The 21,355-nt window shown below is 46.0% G+C and carries 12 protein-coding genes; 8 read left to right on the plus strand and 4 right to left on the minus strand.

What is annotated here, in order from left to right; translation table 11 throughout:
* Positions 1-13 precede the first annotated feature (13 nt).
* The gene (gene purL / locus KJ365_RS07640) at positions 14-3,892 is read left to right on the plus strand and encodes a phosphoribosylformylglycinamidine synthase (RefSeq protein WP_214451024.1); all 3,879 of its coding nucleotides are present in this window, start codon (positions 14-16) and stop codon (positions 3,890-3,892) included.
* A gap of 30 nt (positions 3,893-3,922) precedes the next feature.
* On the opposite strand, the gene smrA is transcribed toward purL, so the two are convergent.
* Positions 3,923-4,507, minus strand: coding sequence for a DNA endonuclease SmrA (smrA, locus tag KJ365_RS07645; protein WP_214451025.1), 585 nt, complete (start codon positions 4,505-4,507; stop codon positions 3,923-3,925).
* A 113-nt stretch (positions 4,508-4,620) separates the two neighbouring features.
* Positions 4,621-5,265 (minus strand): HAD family hydrolase, encoded by a 645-nt coding sequence (locus KJ365_RS07650; protein WP_214451026.1) that lies wholly within the window; start codon positions 5,263-5,265, stop codon positions 4,621-4,623.
* A gap of 382 nt (positions 5,266-5,647) precedes the next feature.
* Here KJ365_RS07650 and KJ365_RS07655 point away from each other — a divergent pair, with 382 nt between their 5' ends.
* Positions 5,648-8,635 (plus strand): TonB-dependent receptor domain-containing protein, encoded by a 2,988-nt coding sequence (locus KJ365_RS07655; protein ID WP_214451027.1) that lies wholly within the window; start codon positions 5,648-5,650, stop codon positions 8,633-8,635.
* Positions 8,636-8,799: 164 nt separating this feature from the next.
* The gene (locus KJ365_RS07660; protein ID WP_214451028.1) at positions 8,800-10,755 is read left to right on the plus strand and encodes an alkyl/aryl-sulfatase; all 1,956 of its coding nucleotides are present in this window, start codon (positions 8,800-8,802) and stop codon (positions 10,753-10,755) included.
* A gap of 292 nt (positions 10,756-11,047) precedes the next feature.
* Here KJ365_RS07660 and KJ365_RS07665 read toward each other — a convergent pair whose 3' ends face one another.
* On the minus strand, positions 11,048-13,567 hold the full coding sequence (locus KJ365_RS07665) for a CehA/McbA family metallohydrolase (RefSeq protein ID WP_250884069.1): 2,520 nt from the start codon (positions 13,565-13,567) through the stop codon (positions 11,048-11,050).
* Between the two features lie 207 nt (positions 13,568-13,774).
* Here KJ365_RS07665 and KJ365_RS07670 point away from each other — a divergent pair, with 207 nt between their 5' ends.
* The 4 genes from KJ365_RS07670 to KJ365_RS07685 all read left to right on the plus strand — a co-directional run bounded on the left by KJ365_RS07670 (position 13,775) and on the right by KJ365_RS07685 (position 17,668).
* Complete coding sequence (locus KJ365_RS07670) at positions 13,775-14,023, plus strand: hypothetical protein (protein WP_214451029.1); 249 nt, start codon at positions 13,775-13,777, stop codon at positions 14,021-14,023.
* 287 nt (positions 14,024-14,310) lie between these two features.
* Entirely contained in the window at positions 14,311-15,123 is an 813-nt protein-coding gene (locus KJ365_RS07675) for a sulfite exporter TauE/SafE family protein (protein ID WP_214451030.1), read from the plus strand.
* Between the two features lie 13 nt (positions 15,124-15,136).
* Positions 15,137-15,991 (plus strand): MBL fold metallo-hydrolase, encoded by an 855-nt coding sequence (locus tag KJ365_RS07680; protein WP_214451031.1) that lies wholly within the window; start codon positions 15,137-15,139, stop codon positions 15,989-15,991.
* Positions 15,992-16,000: 9 nt separating this feature from the next.
* On the plus strand, positions 16,001-17,668 hold the full coding sequence (locus KJ365_RS07685) for a bifunctional protein tyrosine phosphatase family protein/NAD(P)/FAD-dependent oxidoreductase (protein ID WP_214451032.1): 1,668 nt from the start codon (positions 16,001-16,003) through the stop codon (positions 17,666-17,668).
* A gap of 122 nt (positions 17,669-17,790) precedes the next feature.
* On the opposite strand, the gene KJ365_RS07690 is transcribed toward KJ365_RS07685, so the two are convergent.
* Complete coding sequence (locus KJ365_RS07690; RefSeq protein WP_214451033.1) at positions 17,791-20,025, minus strand: NADP-dependent isocitrate dehydrogenase; 2,235 nt, start codon at positions 20,023-20,025, stop codon at positions 17,791-17,793.
* Between the two features lie 306 nt (positions 20,026-20,331).
* On the opposite strand from KJ365_RS07690, the gene KJ365_RS07695 reads away from it, so the two are divergent.
* Complete coding sequence (locus KJ365_RS07695) at positions 20,332-21,303, plus strand: peptidylprolyl isomerase (protein WP_214451034.1); 972 nt, start codon at positions 20,332-20,334, stop codon at positions 21,301-21,303.
* The last annotated feature ends 52 nt before the right edge of the window (positions 21,304-21,355 follow it).

The following is a 21,355-nucleotide window of genomic DNA, read 5'->3' on the forward strand; positions in this document are numbered from 1 at the left end:
ACGGACTCGCACTATGCTTACTTTGTTTGGCTCCTCGGCTCTCTCTTTGTTTAATCAGCAAAAATTATTGCAACATACACGCCAACAAGGTCTTTCTCTAACAGGCATTAGCGCGCGTTATGTTCACTTTGTTGATTGTCAGCAACCTTTGAACGAAGATGCACTCGATACCTTACAAAAACTACTGACCTATGGTCCTGCAGATAGCGCCGGTAGCGATATCTCGCCCACATTACTGGTGGTACCAAGAGCAGGAACAATCTCGCCGTGGTCGAGCAAGGCTACCAACATTGCACACAACTGTGGCTTAACCGAGATCAGCAGAATTGAACGGGGCATTGCTTATTTCATTGACGCAGATGCTGATTTTAATATTGATGATGTATCACCTTTGCTTCACGACCGTATGACCCAAACCGTATTGCATTCCTTGGATAATGCGGAGCATTTGTTTGCTCACACTGAAGCCACATCGTTTAAGCAAGTGGACGTGTTAGGCGCGGGTAAGGCTGCATTAGAAGAAGCGAATACCACCTTAGGTTTGGCGCTCGCAGATGATGAAGTGGATTATCTGGTAGAGAACTTTATTAAACTAGGGCGTAATCCAAACGACATAGAGCTTTACATGTTTGCGCAAGCCAACTCTGAGCACTGTCGCCACAAAATTTTTAACGCTGATTGGACGATAGATTCAGAACAACAGCCCAAATCGCTGTTTAAAATGATAAAAAACACCTTTGAACAGACACCAGAATTTGTCTATTCCGCCTACAAAGACAATGCCGCAGTAATGGAAGGGTGGGAAGCGGGACGCTTTTATGCGCAGCGAACCGAGCATGGCCATCGCTACGATTACCACCATGAACCCATTGATATTTTGATGAAGGTAGAAACTCACAATCACCCCACGGCAATCTCTCCATTCCCTGGGGCAGCAACGGGGTCTGGCGGCGAAATCCGTGATGAAGGAGCTACGGGGCGTGGCTCTAAGCCCAAAGCGGGATTAGTCGGTTTTAGTGTATCTAATTTACATCTGCCCGAACAAACGCAGCCTTGGGAAGTGCCTTATGGCAAGCCTGACAGAATTGTTTCGGCTCTTGATATTATGATCCACGGTCCGTTAGGTGGCGCCGCGTTTAACAACGAGTTTGGCCGCCCTAATATTTTGGGCTATTTCAGAACCTTTGAGGCACAAGTAAACTCATTCAACGGACTTGAGGTACGTGGCTATCACAAGCCAATTATGCTCGCGGGCGGCTTGGGCAATATTAAGCGTGAACACATCGAAAAAGGTGAAATTACCGTCGGTGCTAAGTTAATTGCACTCGGTGGCCCGGCAATGAATATTGGTCTGGGCGGCGGCGCAGCATCGTCGGTTGCCTCTGGCCAAAGCTCAGCAGATTTAGACTTTGCGTCGGTGCAGCGCGATAACCCAGAAATGGAGCGTCGTTGCCAAGAGGTGATAGACCGCTGCTGGCAAATGGGCGAAGACAACCCGATTCAGTTTATTCACGACGTTGGCGCAGGTGGTTTATCGAATGCATTCCCCGAGCTAGTCAATGATGGCGGCCGTGGTGGCATCTTTGAAATCCGCAATATCCATTGTGATGAGCCGGGCATGACGCCTTTAGAAATTTGGTGTAACGAGTCCCAAGAGCGTTATGTTATGTCAGTTGCCCCTGAGAATATGGCGTTATTTACCGAGATTTGTGAACGTGAGCGCGCACCGTTTGCGGTAGTAGGCGAGGCAACACAAGCCCTTCACCTTACCTTGAGCGACCGTTTGTTTGGCAATAAACCCATTGATATGCCCTTGGATGTACTGTTAGGCAAGCCGCCTAAAATGCATCGCGATGTCAGTTCAACAACAGCAAAGGGCGATGATTTCAGCACCGCTGGAATCGACTTAAACGATGCTGCCCAGCGCTTACTGCAGCTCCCCACCATCGCTGAAAAAACCTTTCTTATTACCATTGGCGATAGAAGCGTGACCGGCATGGTCGCTCGAGATCAAATGGTCGGCCCTTGGCAAGTACCCGTTGCCGATGTAGCGGTGACCACCAGCGCGTTTGACTCCTATCAGGGGGAAGCGATGGCAATGGGCGAGCGCACGCCAGTTGCACTCATTAACTATGGCGCATCTGCGCGTTTAGCGGTGGGAGAAACCATTACCAACATTGCTGCAGCCTATATTGGCGACATCAAACGCATCAAGCTTTCTGCTAACTGGATGGCAGCAGCCGGTCATCCCGGTGAGGATGCTGGCCTATATGAAGCGGTAAAAGCCATTGGCGAAGAATTATGCCCTGCGCTAGGCTTAGCCATTCCAGTAGGTAAAGACTCCATGTCGATGAAGACCGCTTGGGATGATAAGTCTGTTACCGCGCCACTATCGCTGGTGATTACAGGCTTTGGCGCAGTACGTGATGTGCGCAAAACCTTAACGCCAGAGCTCGATACAAGCAACCAAGCAGGGGCCCTGTATTTACTTGATATTGCTCGTGGCAAACAGCGCTTAGGTGGTTCATGTTTAGCGCAAGTTTATCAAGCTATTGGCAACCAAGCACCAGACGTAGACAGCGCAGCTGATTTACTAAGCTTTTTTAACGCCGTGCAGAGTATGAATGAAAAAGGACTTATTCAGGCGTATCACGACCGTTCTGATGGCGGTGTTTTTGCCACGCTAGTAGAAATGGCCTTTGCGGCAAAAACTGGCTTAGATATAGACGTGAGTGGATTAGGCACAGATGCAGCCGCTAGTTTGTTTAACGAAGAACTTGGCGCCGTATTACAAATATCAGATGAAAACATTGATGCGGTGACGGCCATATTAAATACCCATGGTTTATCAGAGTGTTTCCACTCAATAGCCAAGCTAAACGCGGAAGACGAGATTCGCATAGTGCACAATGGTAAGACCATTATGCAAAACACACGAGTGCATTACAGAACCCTTTGGGCTTCTACTACTCATGCTATGCAAACCCTTAGAGACAACCCTAAGTGCGCCGCGCAAGAGCACGCAGCTAAGCAAGATGCAAAAGACCCAGGCTTACACGCAAAACTAAGTTTTGACATAAATGAAGATGTTGCGGCCCCCTTTATTATTCGTGGGCATAAACCAAAACTTGCCGTGTTAAGGGAGCAAGGGGTGAACTCACATCTCGAAATGGCTGCCGCTTTCCACAGAGCAGGATTTGAGGCCATCGATGTGCATATGAGCGACTTGGCAAGTGGCAGAGCCAATTTAGAAGATTTTAATGGTCTAGTTGCCTGTGGCGGCTTTAGCTACGGTGATGTGTTAGGTGCAGGTGAGGGCTGGGCGAAGTCGATTTTATATCGCAACGCGCTGCGCGATCAGTTTGAAGCTTTCTTCCATCGTAAATCTACGTTTTCGCTGGGCGTGTGTAATGGCTGTCAGATGATGTCAAATTTGAAGTCGTTAATCCCAGGTGCTGAATTATGGCCGCACTTTGTGACCAACGAGTCTGAGCGATTTGAAGCGCGCTTTGCGATGGTAGAGATTGTTGAATCACCCTCTGTCATGCTTGCCGATATGCAAGGCTCGCGTATGCCAATTGCGGTTTCTCATGGTGAGGGGCGCGCAGAGCTCGCACAAGACAATCAGCTGGCGCAAATCATTCAAAACAATCAACTATCTATGCAGTATGTTGATAATTTTGGCAAGGTGACTGAGCGTTATCCGGCTAATCCAAATGGCTCGCCGGCAGGCATAACAGGCTTAACCTCTTTAGATGGCCGCGCCACGATTATGATGCCTCACCCCGAGCGTGTATTTAGAACGGTGACAAATTCATGGCATCCAGACGACTGGCAAGAAGATAGTCCATGGATGCGTATGTTTAGAAATGCTAGGCGCTTTGTCGGCTAGTGGTTAAGGCATGTTAACAAACGCGCTAATTTAAGCGCGTTTTTGATGCCTCTCGCGGTTAATAAGCTTTTGATTAGGGTGTTTTTTCAATAACACATACACCGCAGCGAGGCCGCCATGCTGTTTGAGCGCGGTGTGAAAGGCAATCACGATATCCATTTCTTTGAGCCATTGATTGACGTAGCTTTTCATAAAGCCCGGAAACGGCTTACTATTGAGACCTAAACCATGATCAATCAGCAAACTGCGAATCCCGCGGGCATGACAGTCGCTCAAGGTGTTGTAAATGGTGAGGCGAGCATCTTCAAAAGACAGGTGCTTAAGCGTTAAGCGTGAGTCGATATCGTATTTTCCCAAGCGCAGATTTTTATATACGCCTTCTTGGATGCCATCTTGTTTGTAGGTAATAAAGTCATGGGGGTCCACTGGGTTAACGTATTCGACACTCAGTCCGTTGTCATCTAGTGCGACTTGTTTTTCTAGGGCTTCGCGTTTGAGTTTTTGCGCCAGCGTTTCTTGGTGCTTACCTTGTAAGTCAGCACGATTATTTTGCGCAAGGGGTTTGACGTCTTGCATCTGCTCCATAAAAGAAAGCTCATCATTTTGTTGCGTCATATTTACCTCCCGTTATGCGCAGATGACAGAATCAGTCCTCACTACCTATTGCTTTATGACTACGGGAATACGCCTGCTTTGGCTCTTCGTTAATTTATAAAGTGGTCAGTGGCTTACTTAAATAACCGGTAAGCCTGCTCAAAATTTGCTAACGAAGCATGACACTGAGCGACTAATGCAGGGTCAATAGCCGTAAAATCAGGGATGGCGACGGTCACACATTTTGCTGCAACGGCGGCCTGCACCCCTACGCTAGAGTCTTCAAACACAAGTGTCTTTGCTGGGTCCACTTGTAACTTAGAACATGCCAGCAGGTACGCCTCTGGTGAGGGTTTTGCTTCGCTTACATCATCTACCGTGACGATTACCGAGAAATCGTTTAAATACCCACTATGTTGAAAGCTCAGCTCAGTGCCGGTGCGCTGTGCTGAAGTCACTAAGCCTAAGGGGATATTGAGCGTCTTTGCGTGGGCAAAAAAGGCTTCAAATCCTTTTTTAAATGGCACGCCATTAGCAAAGTTGGTGCGTAAACGTTCACGCAAGTCATCTAAAAAAGCGGACCATGGAAAGTCAGCCGGAAATTCTCGTTTCGCCATATCAAAACAGGCTTGTGTAGGCAAGCCAACAAAGCGCTGATAGTCAGCGTCGTTATATTCAATGCCAAAGGCCTTAGTAGATGCTAACCAAGCACTCTTATTGCTGTGTTCGCTGTCGAAAATCGTACCGTCTTTATCAAAAAGAATAGCGTCAAACTGCATAGGGATGGCATCGCTCTTTAGTTATGTTTATATGAAGAGTGCACTTTGATTAGCACAACATCAACTTCACTTCTGTAGAGCATAAATATAGCAGAGATTGAGGGCAAATAGAAAAAACGAAAGGCCTTAAGGGTTTGTTAAAAATAAGATGGCAACAAGCCTAATGTTTTGCTTATCTGGTTAAAAATTAGTTTACCTCACGTGTAAAATAATTTGCTTTAAAAAAATTGAACTTACGGCAATCTTCCCTTCAGCTCTTTTGCTTGACCAACGCATTGTAAGATCTGAGTTTGCTTGCTCAAACCCCTAATTCTGGGGGCATGCAGTAAGCAAAACGTTTAACGCATGATTATCATGTATCGCATATAAGAAGAAGGTCGCCATGACTAATAAAAACGCTTACCCCACATTTATTCCCAAACTTTTAACGCTCTCAATTGCAGCTACGCTATCGTGCTCTGTTTTTGCGCAACAAACACAAACACCCGACCCGTCAGAAGAAGTAGAGAAGATTGCAGTAGTCGGTACTCACATTAAAGGTGGCGCGGTCGCAGAGGCGCTAGCAGTATCTGTTATTTCAGCGGAAGACATTGGAAACCTAGGTCTCGATTCAGTTGATGAATTGTTACAGCTTATTCCAGAAAATGGACAAAACTTCTTTTCTGAAGCCGCGAATATAAGCGGTGGTGTCAATGCTGCGCGCGGCGACATTGGAACCTACAACTTACGTAACTTAGGTACCGGTAATACGCTTGTATTATTAAATGGTCGTCGTTTAGTTAACTCAGCTTCTTATCAAACTGAGGAAGTCGGTGGTAGCTTTGTGCCGGTTAATTCTGTCAACGTCAATACTATTCCCGTGCACGGCTTGAGTCGTGTTGAGGTATTACGAGATGGTGCATCAGCTATTTATGGAGCTGATGCGGTGGCGGGTGTGGTAAACCATGTGCTTAAATCAAATTTTGACGGCTTTACCGTGACCGGACGTTGGGCTGAATATGACAACACGCCGCGTGATGATCAAACCATTACCGTGGAATGGGGTAAAGACTTAAATGACGGCCGCACTAATGTGAGTGCGTTCTACAGTTATTTTTCACGCGACAGAGTCAATTCTCAAGATGATCCTCGATGGGCAAACGCCGACTTAAGCGAGCGGGTTCCCCTTGATTCACCGTGGTTTGGTTTAGCTGCTTGGCGCAACGATAGTGCTAACTCTATATTCGGACAGTTCGATATTATCAGCTCTGCGCCGGCAAGCCTTCGAGGCGTGATCACCGATAACTCTGGTGAGTTTGAAACTTACCCGTTAGGCGATCCCCGTTGTCAATATACGATCAACGCGACGACCTGTGGTGGCGTTGACGGGCAAGGTACGTTTAGAAGTAATCTAAATGCAAATCGTGATTTGGTATCTGAATTGACTCGACATAACTTGTTTGTGTTTATCAATCATGACTTTGCAAATGGTGTTGAAGGATTCACAGAGCTCTCATACTATCAGTCAGAAACGAACCTGTTTCGCCAAGGCTCAGCACCTTTTACAACATCTCGTCTGCGAGTTGGTGCAGCTAACTATTACAATCCATTAGGGCCGTGCGGCTCTCCTAATCGACTAGATGCGTCGCTCATTGGTAATATCTCTTGCGATGGTCTTGAGCTCGAAATTGACAACTACCGATTTGATGAAGTGCCGCGCATTGTAGACAATGACGGTGATACTTATCGAATCTTACAAGGCTTTAGAGGCGAGTTTGGCGATTGGAGTTGGGAAACTGCCTTGGCTTATTCAAAAGCAACAAAAGAAGATATTACCCGTAACCGCGTATCAAATATCTTGATTTCTGAAGCATTATTTGACCCAACGCCAGCGGCATACAACCCTTTCACCGGTGTGGAGAACTCAAACATTGAACGCGCTTTAATTGACGTGCGTCGTGACAATGAAACAGAGCTAACCACCTTTGATGTGAAGTTTGCTCACCCAGAGATTTTTACCTTACCTGCTGGTCCTGTTGGTTTCGTGCTAGGTCTAGAATATCGTGAAGAAACCTTTATTGACGACCGCGACGACCGCCTAGACGGGACCATCCAGTTTACCGATTATGAAGGCGATACCTATCCATTTGTATCAGATGTGGTGAACTCAAGCCCGAGTCCCGATAGCGAAGGAGAGCGTGACGTCACCTCATTGTTTGCAGAATTTAACCTGCCTTTACACAGCACCTTAAACGTCCAAGCGGCAATACGTTATGAAGATTTTTCTGACGTGGGTGATACAACCGTAGGTAAACTTGCATTCGGATGGCGCCCTTCTGATATGTTTTTGTTGAGAGGCTCGTGGTCAGAAGCATTTCGTGCACCTAACCTCGTCACTATCAATGAGAGCATTGTTGCTCGTAATAACACGCGCACTGACTTTACGTGCCTGTACGCAGCAGAGAATGGCGGTGATCCTAACCAAACAACGCTAGACTGTGTTAACTCCGTGCAGCGTATTGCACAAGGAAGCGACCAGTTAGACCCGGAAGAATCCACCAATACCTCAGTAGGATTCGTATTGACGCCCACTGACAATTTGACTTTTACGCTCGACTACTGGTCCATCGAAAAAGAAAACACTATTGGTTTGTTTGGAGAAGAAAACCACACGGTACTCGACCTGTTTTTACGCTTACAAGCAGGTACAGCGAATTGTGCGGGTGCGACCTTTAACCCTGCAGTATCAAGACAAGAAGCGGGCGCGGGTGAAAGCGCAATCTACTTAGCAGCCGGTATTTGTCCTGCGGGCGACATTGAGTTTATCGATGATCAGTATTTGAACTTAGATACCCGTGAATTAGCAGGTTACGACATTGGTATTTATTATGATTTAGATACCGATATTGGTGACTTTAAATTCAGCTATAACGGCTCTTTTATTGACAAGTTCGAGCAAGCCGCTGGTGGAGATTCATCACGCCTGGTAGAGGCGCAAGAAGCAGGGCTAGTACCCGCCAACTTCCCAGTGGCAGGATTTGCTGATCTGATTGGTCAAAATGGTAATCAAGAAGAGCGCCACTCAATGCGCGTAAGCTGGCGTAAAGAGGCGTTCGGTGCATCCTTAAGCGGCAACAAGATTGGCAGCTTCTATGACGCTGATTTGACTTTAGATGACGGTACGCGCTATATCTTGCCATCTATGACCACCTACAATGCTACCTTTGACTACCGTGTTGAGATCAGTGATGTAAATACCCGATTCAGACTCGGCATTCGTAACTTAACCGATGAGCGAGCACCTTTGGCAGACGGCTCCTTTGGTTACTTTGTAGACGCTCATAGTGACTTAGGTCGTAGCTATTATCTGGATGTACAGGCACGTTTCTAAGCGCATTTGCATTTCATCTTTGCTTGTTGAAGCTCTAAATCACCACTGTGTGATTTAGAGCTTTTTTGTAAATGGCGCATCTTTACTGAAAAGGCATGTAACTATACCGCAACTTACGCTTATCGTGATAAACTTCTTGTATACGTTTTTGCCACGAGGTTTATATGCGCTTTTTCGCTCTTGTCGCTACTTTTTTCTTATTCTCTTGCCAACCCTCTGTACCTGAAAATACCGCATCCACAAGTAGCGCTACCTCGCATACCATAGAGGAACAAAAGAAAGTAAGCGCAGCACTTGATATCGACAGTTTAGTGGATTTTGAACAGGCCAATAGAGGTCTTATTGCAAGTGCCGAAGACTTAAAAATTTATCATCAAAACGGCACTCTTATTTGGGATAATGGTGCTTATCAGTTTATACAAGGCGACGCGCCAGCCACGGCTAACCCTAGTTTATGGCGACAAGAAAAACTCAATAATATCAGTGGTTTGTTTAAGGTGGTAGACGGTATTTATCAAATCCGCGGCTTCGATTTGGCTAATATGACGATTATTGAAGGTGACAGTGGATGGATTATTGTCGACCCATTGACCTCTGCTGAGACGGCCAATGCGGCACTCAAATTTGCCCAAAAGCACTTGGGCGTGCACCCCATCACGGCTATTTTAATGACCCACGCACACATAGACCATTTTGGTGGCGTGTTAGGCATCGCTTCATCGCAAGAAATTACGCAGCAAGGTATTCGCGTTATCGCACCTAATGGGTTTATGGAAGCGGCCACCAGTGAGAACATTATTGCCGGGGTCGCGATGGCGAGGCGCTCAGCCTATATGTATGGTAAAAACCTTGAAAAAGCGCCCACCGGAGCCTTAGGTTCCGGCTTAGGTAAATCGCCTGCATTTGGCACATTTACCATTGCTACGCCTACCGAGCTCATCGGCGCAGACGATACCGCGTTAAATATAGACGGCATTGACTTTGTTTTTCAAGATGCATCAGGCACAGAGTCTATTGCAGAATTTACCTTCTACTTACCCCAGTTTAAGGCATTTGCAGGGGCGGAGTTAGTTTCGCGCAATATGCATAATTTATATACATTGCGCGGTGCACAAGTGAGAGATGGGCTTCGTTGGAGCGTTGAAATTGATCAAGCCCTACAAATGTTTGGTGATGCCGAGGTATATTTTGGCAGTCATCATTGGCCGGTGTGGGGTAATCAAGAGGTGCGCACGTTTTTAGCTAATCAGCGCGACCTTTACAAATTTATTCATGACCAAAGCGTGCGTTTAATGAATATGGGGCTCACAGCAAATGAAATTGCTGAGCAAATTGTTCTTCCAAGCACGCTAAACGAATATTTTGCAAATCGAGGTTACTACGGTACCTTACGCCATAATGCGAAAGCGGTTTATCAATTTTACATGGGTTGGTTTGATGCAAACCCGGCCAATTTGAATCCGTTGCCGCCAGCTGAGTCGGCAGTCAAATATGTGCAAATGATGGGGGGCGCTGAGAACATTCTGCTTGCTGCTCAGCAAGATTTTGACAACGGTGAATATCGTTGGGTAGCGCAATTGCTCAATCACTTGGTATTCGCCCAGCCTGAGAATACCCAAGCAAAAACGCTATTGGCAAAAACCTATGAACAATTAGCGTATCAAGCAGAATCAGGTCCATGGCGTAATTTTTATCTCACTGGCGCACAAGAATTAATGCAAGGGCGCTCTGAGCGCGGTATTGAGTTGGCTTTGATGAAAGGGATTTTAGTTAACACCCCCGTAAAAAAATTCTTTGAATCGATGTCGGTAAGGCTAAATAGCGACTCTGCCGACGGTGAGCACTACCGAGTGGCATTAGTGTTCACAGATTTAGATGAACGCTATTTGCTAGAAGTGAAAAACTCTGTCCTGCATCATCGCGTTTTTGACGGCTCTGAGGTAGATGCAACACTTTTTCTTACCCACGAATTGTTTGTGCATATCCTGATTAACCAAGCGGGCGTTAGAGAGACATTGCTCTCAGATGATTTGAGTATCGATGGCAGTCTATTGGATTTAATTGGCTTTTTCAGTTTGTTTGATAAGCCACAGGGCAAGTTTAATATCGTCACCCCTTGAGTGTTTAAACGCATTTTTAACGTGCTAGTTGAAAAACTGGCTTGACGATTTTTCATCGCCAAGCCAAGGGCACGTTAGATGCTTAAACACCTAACGCTTACTGCTGTTTCTCACTTGTTGCGGGTTGACCATAGCTAAGCGAGCGGGGCCCATGAAGCACTTTAAATTAGCACTTTACAATAATATGCGACCGTAGTGGATACAATACGTGTTCCGCGTCTATTTACCTGGGTGACATATACTGTTCAACAAAGGCCGAGGATGCTTTTTGTATGACCTACTGTATGTAGCCTCAAAGCATACCTTGAAGCCTCTGGCGAGCCTGCTCAAAACGCTCGTACAGTTTTGGCATATCTTGCTCTTTATAAGCATCCTTTGCTCGTTGCTGTGAGGCATTGATAGCTCTTATCAAATCTTGCGCTGCGGCCTTTCTTGCAGTTTGTTCGATACTGCCTATTTCATTTATCCAAATAGGCGATGAGTGCGCGAACGGGCGGGCGTGCATGGTTGGCCAGCTATCTTGCTTTAATTCAGAGGTCATTGTTCGAGCAGCAATCCAGCCACCTTCAGGTAAGGTGAGGCTGCCGCTGAAGTTTGTTGTTTTGCCAGCCGCTACGCCCGAAAAGGTTTCAACAACTTCGCCATTAACGATGATTTCTACTACATCTAGGTCAACGGTAGAGCTGATATCAAGTGAAAACGTCTGCTTGCCCGCGTCTATTGTGTCTCCTGGCTTGGCATTACCCACGCTAAACAAAAGACTCGGCCCGGTAGTCACAAAGCTTCGCCCTGCAATGGCGCCGGCTAATACTGAATCTTTCATGTCTGGGGTTTCAAGAGGTCTAACATAGGCGCGTCCGGTGCCAACGGTGGGTACTCTGTGAAAATCTATCCACGTATCGGTGCCCGACATGGCGCTCACCGGGCGACCAATATTTAATAAGCGATACCACAGTTGTGCGTTGGCAATTGGGCTAGTCCATGCGCATACAATCTCCAGTCCCATTTTTGCTTCAAGCACGCCATCAGACACAAGCTCTAATGGTATGCTGGTGAGGTTCTCATCGGCAAACGGGTCGCCATCATCACCGACCGGGTGCACGTAGGTGGCAAACGCACCAACCTTGTTGGCGTAAGCAAATACGCCTGCGTTGCTTACATTGGGGTCACCTAAGATAGGAAACAGGTGACCAAAAAACCAAGGATGGTGTGGCTCAGTTACATTAAGTAGGCCAATATGACCATGAAAGTGAGAGCGCACCTCTTGGCCTTGCACGACATGTTGTGCATCATGTTGCGTGTGTTTTCCGACAATGTCGCTGTCTATCAACCGCTCCCATCTATTCCATGACATCGGAACGAGGTAGTTAAGATCTTCACCGCGCATTTGCACCAGAGCATCATCATGGTTTGCACGCTGATGCCCGTCGCCATTCAAATGAACATGAAAGTCAGCGGACTGATACCCATAGCGCTGACTATTGAATACAAGGTCGTTGGTAATATCGACGTACGCCGTCTCACCTGATTTAACGGTGACGTTCGCTGAAAAGACTTCAGCCATTGGACCTTGCGTTGCAAGCAAAGCATAGTCACCAACCGGTAAATTCAAGGTAATCGTTTTGTCTGCATAAAAGTACGAGCGAGCGGTTTGCGCATCAAAAAAGCTTGCGCCTGCGGGATTTGTTACTGGGTGGCCATCGGCTGATACAATGCTAACGCGAGCCGTACTGGGTAAGCCTTCATTATTAGAAACCGATAAGCGCATTTGACCGGTAGCAACACCATAGTCCCAACGCGTAATATTTACCGTGCTAATTTCGCCACCCACAGTGGCAATGTGTTTGAGTTCAAACTGACGGTTTTCACCAATATCTACAAAATAAATGCTGTTGCCATCGGCGCTGAATGCCGGCGTCATTGCGTAATTTGTGTGGTAGGTCAGTCTTTTTTTAACACCGAGATCAGAAAGATTCATTGTGTACAGGTGATAGTCGTTATCAATAGGCGCGCTGTACACGAGCAAATCAAGCGATGGATGCATGTCTGACGTGAAATGATAGGTAAGCGTTTGTGCATTAATTATCTTATCTTCACCGCTTATAAAGTCACGATGCCGCAGCACACGATGCTCACGATTACCATGTAGATAAACCACCCCTTTACCGTTTGCGACGCGCCGAGCATTTCTCACCACTTGGGGCAAACGCGTGATTTGCTGCTCATTACCGTCGGCGATATTGCGTTGGTAAAGCTCGAGGGAGCCAGACTTTCCGCTGGTGTAATACAGTACGCTACCATCATGAGAAAACTCAGGATCTAAGTCTATAGCGGGGCTGTTGATGACCATTTCGCTGCCACTTGAGAGGTGTTTTAATACCACCGCGGTGTCGTCGCCAAAATCGCGCACAAAGGCGAGTTGTTGACCGTCCCTTGACCATCGTGGCCGAGAGTCTTGGGCTGAGCCAGAAGTTAAACGATTCGCGACACCGGTATCAATGTCTACTAACCAAATCCAACCTTTTGAAGAAATGGCAATGCGCTTACCATCAGGTGAGGGGGCAGGGTCGGTGATACCATATGCATGGATGGGCAGCTCATGTTGCTCTAGATAGATTTGATGTCCAAAGTCGTCCAGTTTGGGATACTGATTGACCCACTGAGCATAAGCGGGTGTGCTAAGGGCAAATATGCAAGCGAAGCTCAGACAAAAAACGGATAGGGAAAAACCCCGCATAGGCAGTTTGGCCGGTGAACGCAGTCGTAAGTTGTAACTACGCTTGGTGAGCAAAAGAAATAAACTACGATACATAATCCACAACCCTTAAAGTAACATATGGTTTTACTATGCGATGTTTTTGTCATAAACACTAGCGGATCTCGTAATTTATTGCTTTTTCAAGCCTACAACGGCGCTGTTTTTTGACATAGTCATGAGGGCAATACATATCGCCTATCTTGACTAGAAGATGATAAAAGGCAATATTGGCAACTGTAATGAACGCAAAGGAGCACTTTCATGGACTATGAGGCACTGTCTGAGCTAAGCGATGAACAACTTCTGGTAGAGGCAAAAAAAGCAAAATCGAGTGCAATTACCCATGCGTTTTTAATTGGGTTTTTAGCGGGCATTATCTTGTTCAGTGTTTTTGCCAATAGTATTGGCCTGGTGACATTGATTCCTTTATTTTTGATTTATAAGCTTGTAAAACCTTCAGCGCAAAAAGACGTCCTTGAAAGGGTGTTAAAAGAAAGAAACCTAAAATAAAGAACCCTAAAATAAATATACGTGCCTCATGCACTGACCACCTTCTGTTAAGGAGCATCGCAATGGCCGCAAGCAGACAGTGCCAAGGTGCTCGCTAGGCTCAACAAGCGTTACCGTCAGTGCGCTGACTTATCTTGCACTCCCTGCAAGCATCGGTTGCGTCAACCCCTCAATCTTTTTGTTCTCATTTATCTTGATCTTGCGCAAAAAAAATACACGCAAGCCTTGAAAGATTATGTATATGTCTTTATGGTATAACATATACGATTAATGAATATAGGGTAAAGATGTTCATATTAGGTTACTTGGCGGCCATTGTGATGGGCCTTGTTCTCGGGGTTATCGGGGGTGGTGGCTCTATTCTAACCGTGCCCATTTTAGTGTATCTGATGGGCATTGATGCCACGGTAGCCACGGGATACTCCTTGTTGATTGTAGGCACAACAGCGGCATTTGGTGCTATTCGTTACTTTAAAGATGGATTGGTTGACGTTAAGGCATCCATCATTTTTGCGATCCCATCTATTATCGCTGTCTATTTGACGCGGGCATACCTAATGCCGGCCATACCAAATGAAATTATTAGCACGCCTTTTACCGTATCTAAGAACATGGCTATTATGGTGTTGTTCGCGTTATTAATGCTCAGTTCTGCGGTGTTGATGTTACGTAAAGCTTATGCAAAAACCGAAGAGCCTACTCCTAGTGCCGACGTTGCGACCGAGAAAAAACAAGCGTCTTTTGTATTTATCGTACTAGAGGGTGCGGTAGTTGGCGTTGTGACCGGCATACTGGGCGCGGGGGGTGGTTTTTTGATTATTCCTGCCTTAGTGCTCTTTATGAATATGCCAATGAAAACCGCCGTTGGCTCATCACTTTTCATTATTGCGCTTAAATCATTACTTGGCTTTACCGGCGACTTGCAAGCCGGAATTGAATTAGAAGTACCGTTACTTCCCCTGATGTTGCTAGCCACCTGTTTAGGTATGGCAATATCGACCAAAATAGCAGGCAAATTAGATGGGACGGCACTGCAAAAAATCTTTGCCGTTTTTACCTTGGTAATTGCATGTTTCATTATTACCAAAGAACTTATTTAGTAAGGAAAATAATATGAACATTAAAACGTTTCACGACCCAAGCACCGCCACTTTTACCTATGTTGTCAGCGATCCTAAAACGAAAAAATGCGCCGTAATAGACTCGGTACTAGACTATGATCAATATGCAGGTAAAGCCACGACGCAAAGTGCAGATGCGGTGATTGACTATATCGAAAAAAGTGGCTTTAGCAATGAATGGATACTCGAGACCCATGTGCATGCCGACCACATTACCGCTGCCCATTATCTGAAAACCAAGATCGGCGGCAAGATTGGCATTGGCGAGCATATCAAAGATGTGTTGGAGCTTTGGGTACCCATTTTTGAAATTGAAAAGGATGTGTGTTTAGAAGGCAACCAGTTCGATGTATTGTTTAGCGAGGGGCAAACTTTCAATATCGGTGAGCTAGAAGTGTCGGTTTGGTCAACACCTGGTCATACGCCAGCGTGCGTAAGTTATTTAGTACAGGGACACATATTTGTAGGTGATACCATGTTTGCTCCGCACCTTGGTACCGCTCGTTGCGATTTCCCCGGCGGTAGCGCAACCATGCTGTATAAAACCATTCAACGCTTGTTTACTTTGCCTGATGAAACAGTGGTTCACCTTGGTCATGATTATCCAGCAGAAGGCAATGACCCAACATCAAGCGTGACCATTGGACAAGCTAAGCAAGAAAATGTACAAATTAAACCTGACACCAAACTCGAAGAATATGTGTCAAAACGTGAGGCGAGAGATGCCACACTTGCGGTACCTAAGCTACTGCTGCCTGGCTTGCAGGCAAATTTAAGAAACGGCCAATTTGGTGAAGTGTCAGCAGGCGGTAAGCAATTTATTAAAATTCCAGTCAACGTGCTATAGGACATAATTATGTTAGATATTAAAACGGTCACCCCGCTACTTGGCGTTGCACCACAAATTATGCCCGAAGATCTGCAAACGCTGAAGGCGTTAGGTTTTAAAACAGTTATCTGTAATCGCCCTGATGGAGAGGGGGCGGATCAACCAACCTTCACAGAAATTCAAGTAGAAGCTGAAAAGCTTGGTCTCGCTTGCGCTTATGTGCCAGCGATTAGCGGCAAAGTGACGCAAGACGACGTAGATAAGTTTGGGCAAACCCTAAGTGAACTTCCGGGCCCAACCTTGGCATATTGTCGCACCGGTACGCGCTCGATAACTCTGTGGGCTATGTCTGCTACGAAAAAACATACCTTCGAAGAGATATTATCTCTCTCGCAAAAAGCGGGCTATGATTTATCTGGCGTAGTAAGGCGCTTAAAGAATGGCGGGGATACGCCTACTGATGACGCGCAATACACGCACAGTGTTGTTATCGTAGGGGCAGGCGCTGCTGGGATTGCGGTCGCATCAAGTCTTAAGTCACGTTCACCAGAGCTTGATATTGCGATTATTGACCCTGCAGAAGTACATTATTATCAGCCTGGCTGGACCATGGTTGGCTGCGGTGTATTTGACCCTAACGAAACCGTTAGAACCACCGCCTCGGTCATTCCTGAAGGAGTAACGTGGATTAAAGCCGCGGCCGCCGCCTTTTTACCAAAAGAGAATACCTTGATTATTGACGGTTGCCGCATCGTCAAATATGAACAATTGGTCGTTTGCCCAGGCATCAAGCTTGATTGGAACAAAATTGAAGGCTTATCTGAAACTCTCGGACGCAATGGCGTGACCTCTAACTATCGCTTTGACCTAGCTCCCTACACGTGGGAATTGGTAAAAGGATTGAAAAAGGGCAAGGCGATATTTTCTCAGCCGCCAATGCCAATAAAATGCGCAGGCGCACCACAAAAAGCCATGTATATGTCTTGTGACCATTGGTATCGCAACCAATCATTAGCTGATATTGAAGTCGATTTTTATAATGCTGGTGGGGTGCTCTTTGGGGTGAAAGAATACGTACCTGCACTCATGGAATACGTTGAGAAGTATCGTGCAAACCTCCATTTTTCCCATGAGTTGATTGCCGTGGACGGTGAGACCAAAACAGCAACGTTTGAAGTAACGTCTGATAGCGGCAAGTCAATTGTCAAACAGCAGTTTGATATGTTACATGTTGTACCGCCGCAATCTCCGCCAGATTTTATTAGAGTTAGTCCTTTGGTGGACGAGAGTGGTTGGGTGGATGTTGATCAATCTACTTTACAGCACAAAACCTATGAAAATGTGTTTGCATTGGGGGATGTGATCAATGCACCGAATGCTAAAACAGCGGCCGCTGCCCGCATGCAAGCTCCAATTGTTGCCACAAACTTACTATATGCGCGCGGCCATAATAGCAATAGAGCCATTTACAATGGCTACGGAAGTTGCCCACTTACCGTAGAAAGAGGCAAAGTAGTGTTGGCGGAGTTTGGCTATGGCGGCAAAATCTTAAATAGCATGCCAACATGGTTGATTAACGGCAAGCGCCCATCTCGCTTGGCGTGGTTTCTAAAAGAGACCATCCTGCCACCTATATATTGGCAAGGCATGCTAAAGGGGCGCGAATGGTTAGCAAAACCACAGGTGCCTAAATAACGCCTTACATTGCTTGATAGCTAGAGGCATCTGTTAATAGGGTGTCGCTCTCGACAAGATAGCGTCATAAAGAAAGCCCAGTGAAGACTCAGTCTTCACTGGGCTTTTTGATGAATGCGTTGTTATTTAGCAGCGTCTAAAATACTGTTAAATGTCGCACTTGGTCTCATGACTTTTGCACAAGCTTCGTCATCAATTTTATAGTAACCGCCAATGTCTACCGCTTGGCCTTGGACTTCATTTAGCTCTTTCATAATGACGTCTTCATTTGCACTTAGCTGGTCGTACAGTGGTTTAAAGTGCGCCGCAAGCTCGGCATCAACAGTCTGCTCAGACAGTTCTTTTGCCCAATACAAACTCAAGTAGAAATGACTACCGCGGTTGTCAATTTCACCTACTTTACGAGAAGGAGACTTACCATTATCTAGTAAATGCCCGGTAGCCGCATCGAGTGTATCTGCAAGGATCTTAGCACGGGCATTACCATGCTTTTGACCAAGGTCTTCAATCGATACTGCAAGGGCTAAAAACTCACCTAGTGAATCCCAACGTAAGTGGTTTTCTTCAATGAGCTGCTGCACGTGCTTAGGTGCGCTGCCACCTGCGCCGGTTTCAAACAAACCGCCGCCTTTCATTAATGGCACTACCGAAAGCATTTTTGCGCTGGTGCCAAGCTCTAAGATAGGGAACAAGTCGGTGAGATAGTCACGTAATATGTTACCTGTTGCAGAGATAGTGTCTAAACCTCTCGCAACACGCTCAAGGGTATAACGCATAGCTCGCACCTGCGACATAATTTGAATGTCTAAACCAGAGGTGTCATGGTCTTTAAGATATTTACGCACTTTCTTGATAAGTTCATTTTCGTGCGGTCTGTATGGGTCTAACCAAAATACAACCGGTGTATTAGATTCACGTGCTCTTCTAACAGCTAGCTTCACCCAATCTTGGATAGGTAAATCTTTAGTTTGGCACATGCGCCAGATATCGCCTTTTTCAATACGTTGCTCAAGCAATACTTCGCCAGTGTCTACATCAACAATGCGAGCTACGCCTGCAGATGCTGACTCAAAGGTCTTATCATGTGAGCCATACTCTTCTGCTTTTTGCGCCATGAGGCCAACGTTTGGAACGGTACCCATAGTGGTTGGATCGAAGTTACCGTGCCATTTACAGAAGTTGATCATCTCTTGGTATATGCGCGCAAAGGTTGATTCTGGCATAACTGCTTTACAGTCGTATGGATTGCCGTCAGCGCCCCACATTTTGCCGCCTGAGCGAATCATCGCCGGCATTGATGCGTCTACAATTACGTCACTTGGTGAATGGAAGTTTGTAATGCCCTTAGAAGAATCAACCATCGCAAGGCGAGGGCGGTTTTCTTGGCAAGCATGCAAATCACGCTCTATTTCTTCGCGCTTTGCGCTAGATAAAGTTGCGATTTTCTCATAAAGGTTTGCCATGCCGTTGTTTACGTTAATACCTAACTCGTCAAATAGCTTTCCGTGTTTTTCAAACGCATCTTTATAGTAAATCTTAACTGCGTGACCAAACACAATGGGGTGAGACACCTTCATCATGGTTGCTTTTACGTGCAATGAGAACAAGATACCTGCGTCGCGACAATCATCCATTTCGCGCTCATAGAATTCACAAAGCTCTTTTTTGCTCATAAACATTAAATCGATTACTTCGTCTTTTTGCAGTGGAAGTTCTGGTTTTAATACCTCAATTTTTCCATCGTCGGCTAATAGCTCCATTCTTACCGTGCGCGCACTATCTAAGGTGATAGATTGCTCACCATCGTAAAAGTCGCCTTTATGCATGTGAGAAACGTGCGTGTTTGACCACTGCTTCCATTCGCCCATGGAATGCGGGAATTTACGCGCAAAGTTTTTTACCGCTTTGGGTGCACGACGATCTGAATTACCTTCGCGTAGTACAGGGTTTACAGCGCTTCCAAGGCTTTTACCATAGCGCTGGCGAATCGCTTTTTCTTCGTCTGTCTTTGGATCATCTGGATAGTTAGGTAATGCGTAGCCTTTGCTCTGCAACTCTTTAATGCATGTCTTCAATTGTTGAACAGATGCACTGATATTTGGCAATTTAATGATGTTCGTGTCGGGTTCTTGCGTTAGTCTACCCAATTCAGCCAGATTGTCATTTAGGCGCTGGTGCTCTTCAAGAAATTCAGGAAATTCTGCAATGACTCGCGCGGCAACAGAAATATCACTTAACTCAACCTCGATATTTGCAGCAGCCGTAAATCTGCGAACAATGGGCAACAAAGAAGCGGTTGCCAATAGCGGTGCTTCATCGGTATAAGTATAGATAATCTTTTGTTTGTTATCTGACATGAATGAGGAATTCCTTTATTTTAGTGGACGAAAAATAAATGTATTGTAGTCATTATTCAACAGGATTTGGTGCTTGTTACTACCAAAAGCTATATGTTTTTTAATAATAACATTATGTGCGTGAAATATTTACACTAATTGAGGGTTACAGGCTCAAAAAAAGAGCGTAACTTAGACCTTTGCGACTAGCGAGGAAAACTTCACTTGGTTTGCCATACTATTCATACACGCTTTGTTTCAGCTTACTGATGCGTTGTGCTTCGCCTTTCAAAAATACGATGGCAAAACTGCCTATAGGAGTCATTTATGAAGACGCCACTCGCGGTCGTTACATTAAGCGTTTTATTGTCAGGTTGTGAACCTCAGGTCAATTCTGCTGTGGTAAGCGATAACTCACCGTCCAGTTTGGAAAAAGAAGATGTCAGCATCGACAACGAGGCACAAATAGGTGCACAGCTGTCGGCGTACACATCATCTGCCGCCTTAATCGATTCGCTTAACGATAACGCATGGCGCCAGCTTGAACCAGAAAACACTATCGTAATGACTCTGCCAAACGGAGAGGTCATTATTGAGCTCGCACAGCAATTTGCTCCCATTCACGTTACCAATATTAAGACCCTTGTGAGCGAACAATATTACGACGGTAACCGTGTGATTCGCTCTCACGACAATTATGTTGCACAGTGGGGGGAAATCTCAGAGCTCAGTCCCGATTATCAAGACGTTGAACTAAAATCGATTGGGTCTGCAAAAGACAAAGTCGAAGTAGAATTTTACGCGCAATCTACGCCATCATCGTTTCAACCGATTGTAAGTCGCGACGCCTACGCTGACCAAGTAGGATTCACCGATGGTCTGCCCACCGCGAAAAACAACCGAGGACATTATTTAACGCATTGCTACGGTATGGTCGGCGTCTCAAGGGGCAATGAAAGCAACAGCGGTAACGGTACAGGATTATATGCGGTAACAGGACACGCGCCGCGCCATCTAGATTTAAATGTCACGCTCGTTGGAAAGGTTTGGCAAGGCATTGAACACCTGTCGAGCCTACCGCGGGGAACACAAGCGCTAGGGTTTTATGGCACGATTGAAGAGACCACGCCTATCGAATCGGTCAGATTTTTAGAAGAGGGCCGTGTGATTGAGGTGATGAAAACCGATACACCCGAATTTGCCCGCTATGTTGAACTAAGAGCCACACGTAACGAAGACTGGTTTATTGAGCCTACGGGTAAAATCGAGCTGTGCAATGTGGCGGTGCCGGTTAGATAATACACATGATTTGTGCTGATAATAGGTATCGCCACTCTCTGGCATCATGACC

The organism is Glaciecola sp. XM2 (assembly GCF_018595715.1).
GTDB lineage: Bacteria > Pseudomonadota > Gammaproteobacteria > Enterobacterales > Alteromonadaceae > Glaciecola.

Excerpts from the sequence above, each read along its gene's own strand:
- KJ365_RS07685 (WP_214451032.1), top strand. The coding sequence starts at position 16,001 with ATGTTAGATATTAAAACGGTCACCCCGCTACTTGGCGTTGCACCACAA.
- smrA (WP_214451025.1), bottom strand. The coding sequence starts at position 4,507 with ATGACGCAACAAAATGATGAGCTTTCTTTTATGGAGCAGATGCAAGAC.
- KJ365_RS07665 (WP_250884069.1), bottom strand. The coding sequence starts at position 13,567 with ATGTATCGTAGTTTATTTCTTTTGCTCACCAAGCGTAGTTACAACTTA.
- purL (WP_214451024.1), top strand. The coding sequence starts at position 14 with ATGCTTACTTTGTTTGGCTCCTCGGCTCTCTCTTTGTTTAATCAGCAA.
- KJ365_RS07695 (WP_214451034.1), top strand. The coding sequence starts at position 20,332 with ATGAAGACGCCACTCGCGGTCGTTACATTAAGCGTTTTATTGTCAGGT.
- KJ365_RS07670 (WP_214451029.1), top strand. The coding sequence starts at position 13,775 with ATGGACTATGAGGCACTGTCTGAGCTAAGCGATGAACAACTTCTGGTA.
- KJ365_RS07650 (WP_214451026.1), bottom strand. The coding sequence starts at position 5,265 with ATGCAGTTTGACGCTATTCTTTTTGATAAAGACGGTACGATTTTCGAC.
- KJ365_RS07660 (WP_214451028.1), top strand. The coding sequence starts at position 8,800 with ATGCGCTTTTTCGCTCTTGTCGCTACTTTTTTCTTATTCTCTTGCCAA.
- KJ365_RS07680 (WP_214451031.1), top strand. The coding sequence starts at position 15,137 with ATGAACATTAAAACGTTTCACGACCCAAGCACCGCCACTTTTACCTAT.
- KJ365_RS07655 (WP_214451027.1), top strand. The coding sequence starts at position 5,648 with ATGACTAATAAAAACGCTTACCCCACATTTATTCCCAAACTTTTAACG.
- KJ365_RS07690 (WP_214451033.1), bottom strand. The coding sequence starts at position 20,025 with ATGTCAGATAACAAACAAAAGATTATCTATACTTATACCGATGAAGCA.
- KJ365_RS07675 (WP_214451030.1), top strand. The coding sequence starts at position 14,311 with ATGTTCATATTAGGTTACTTGGCGGCCATTGTGATGGGCCTTGTTCTC.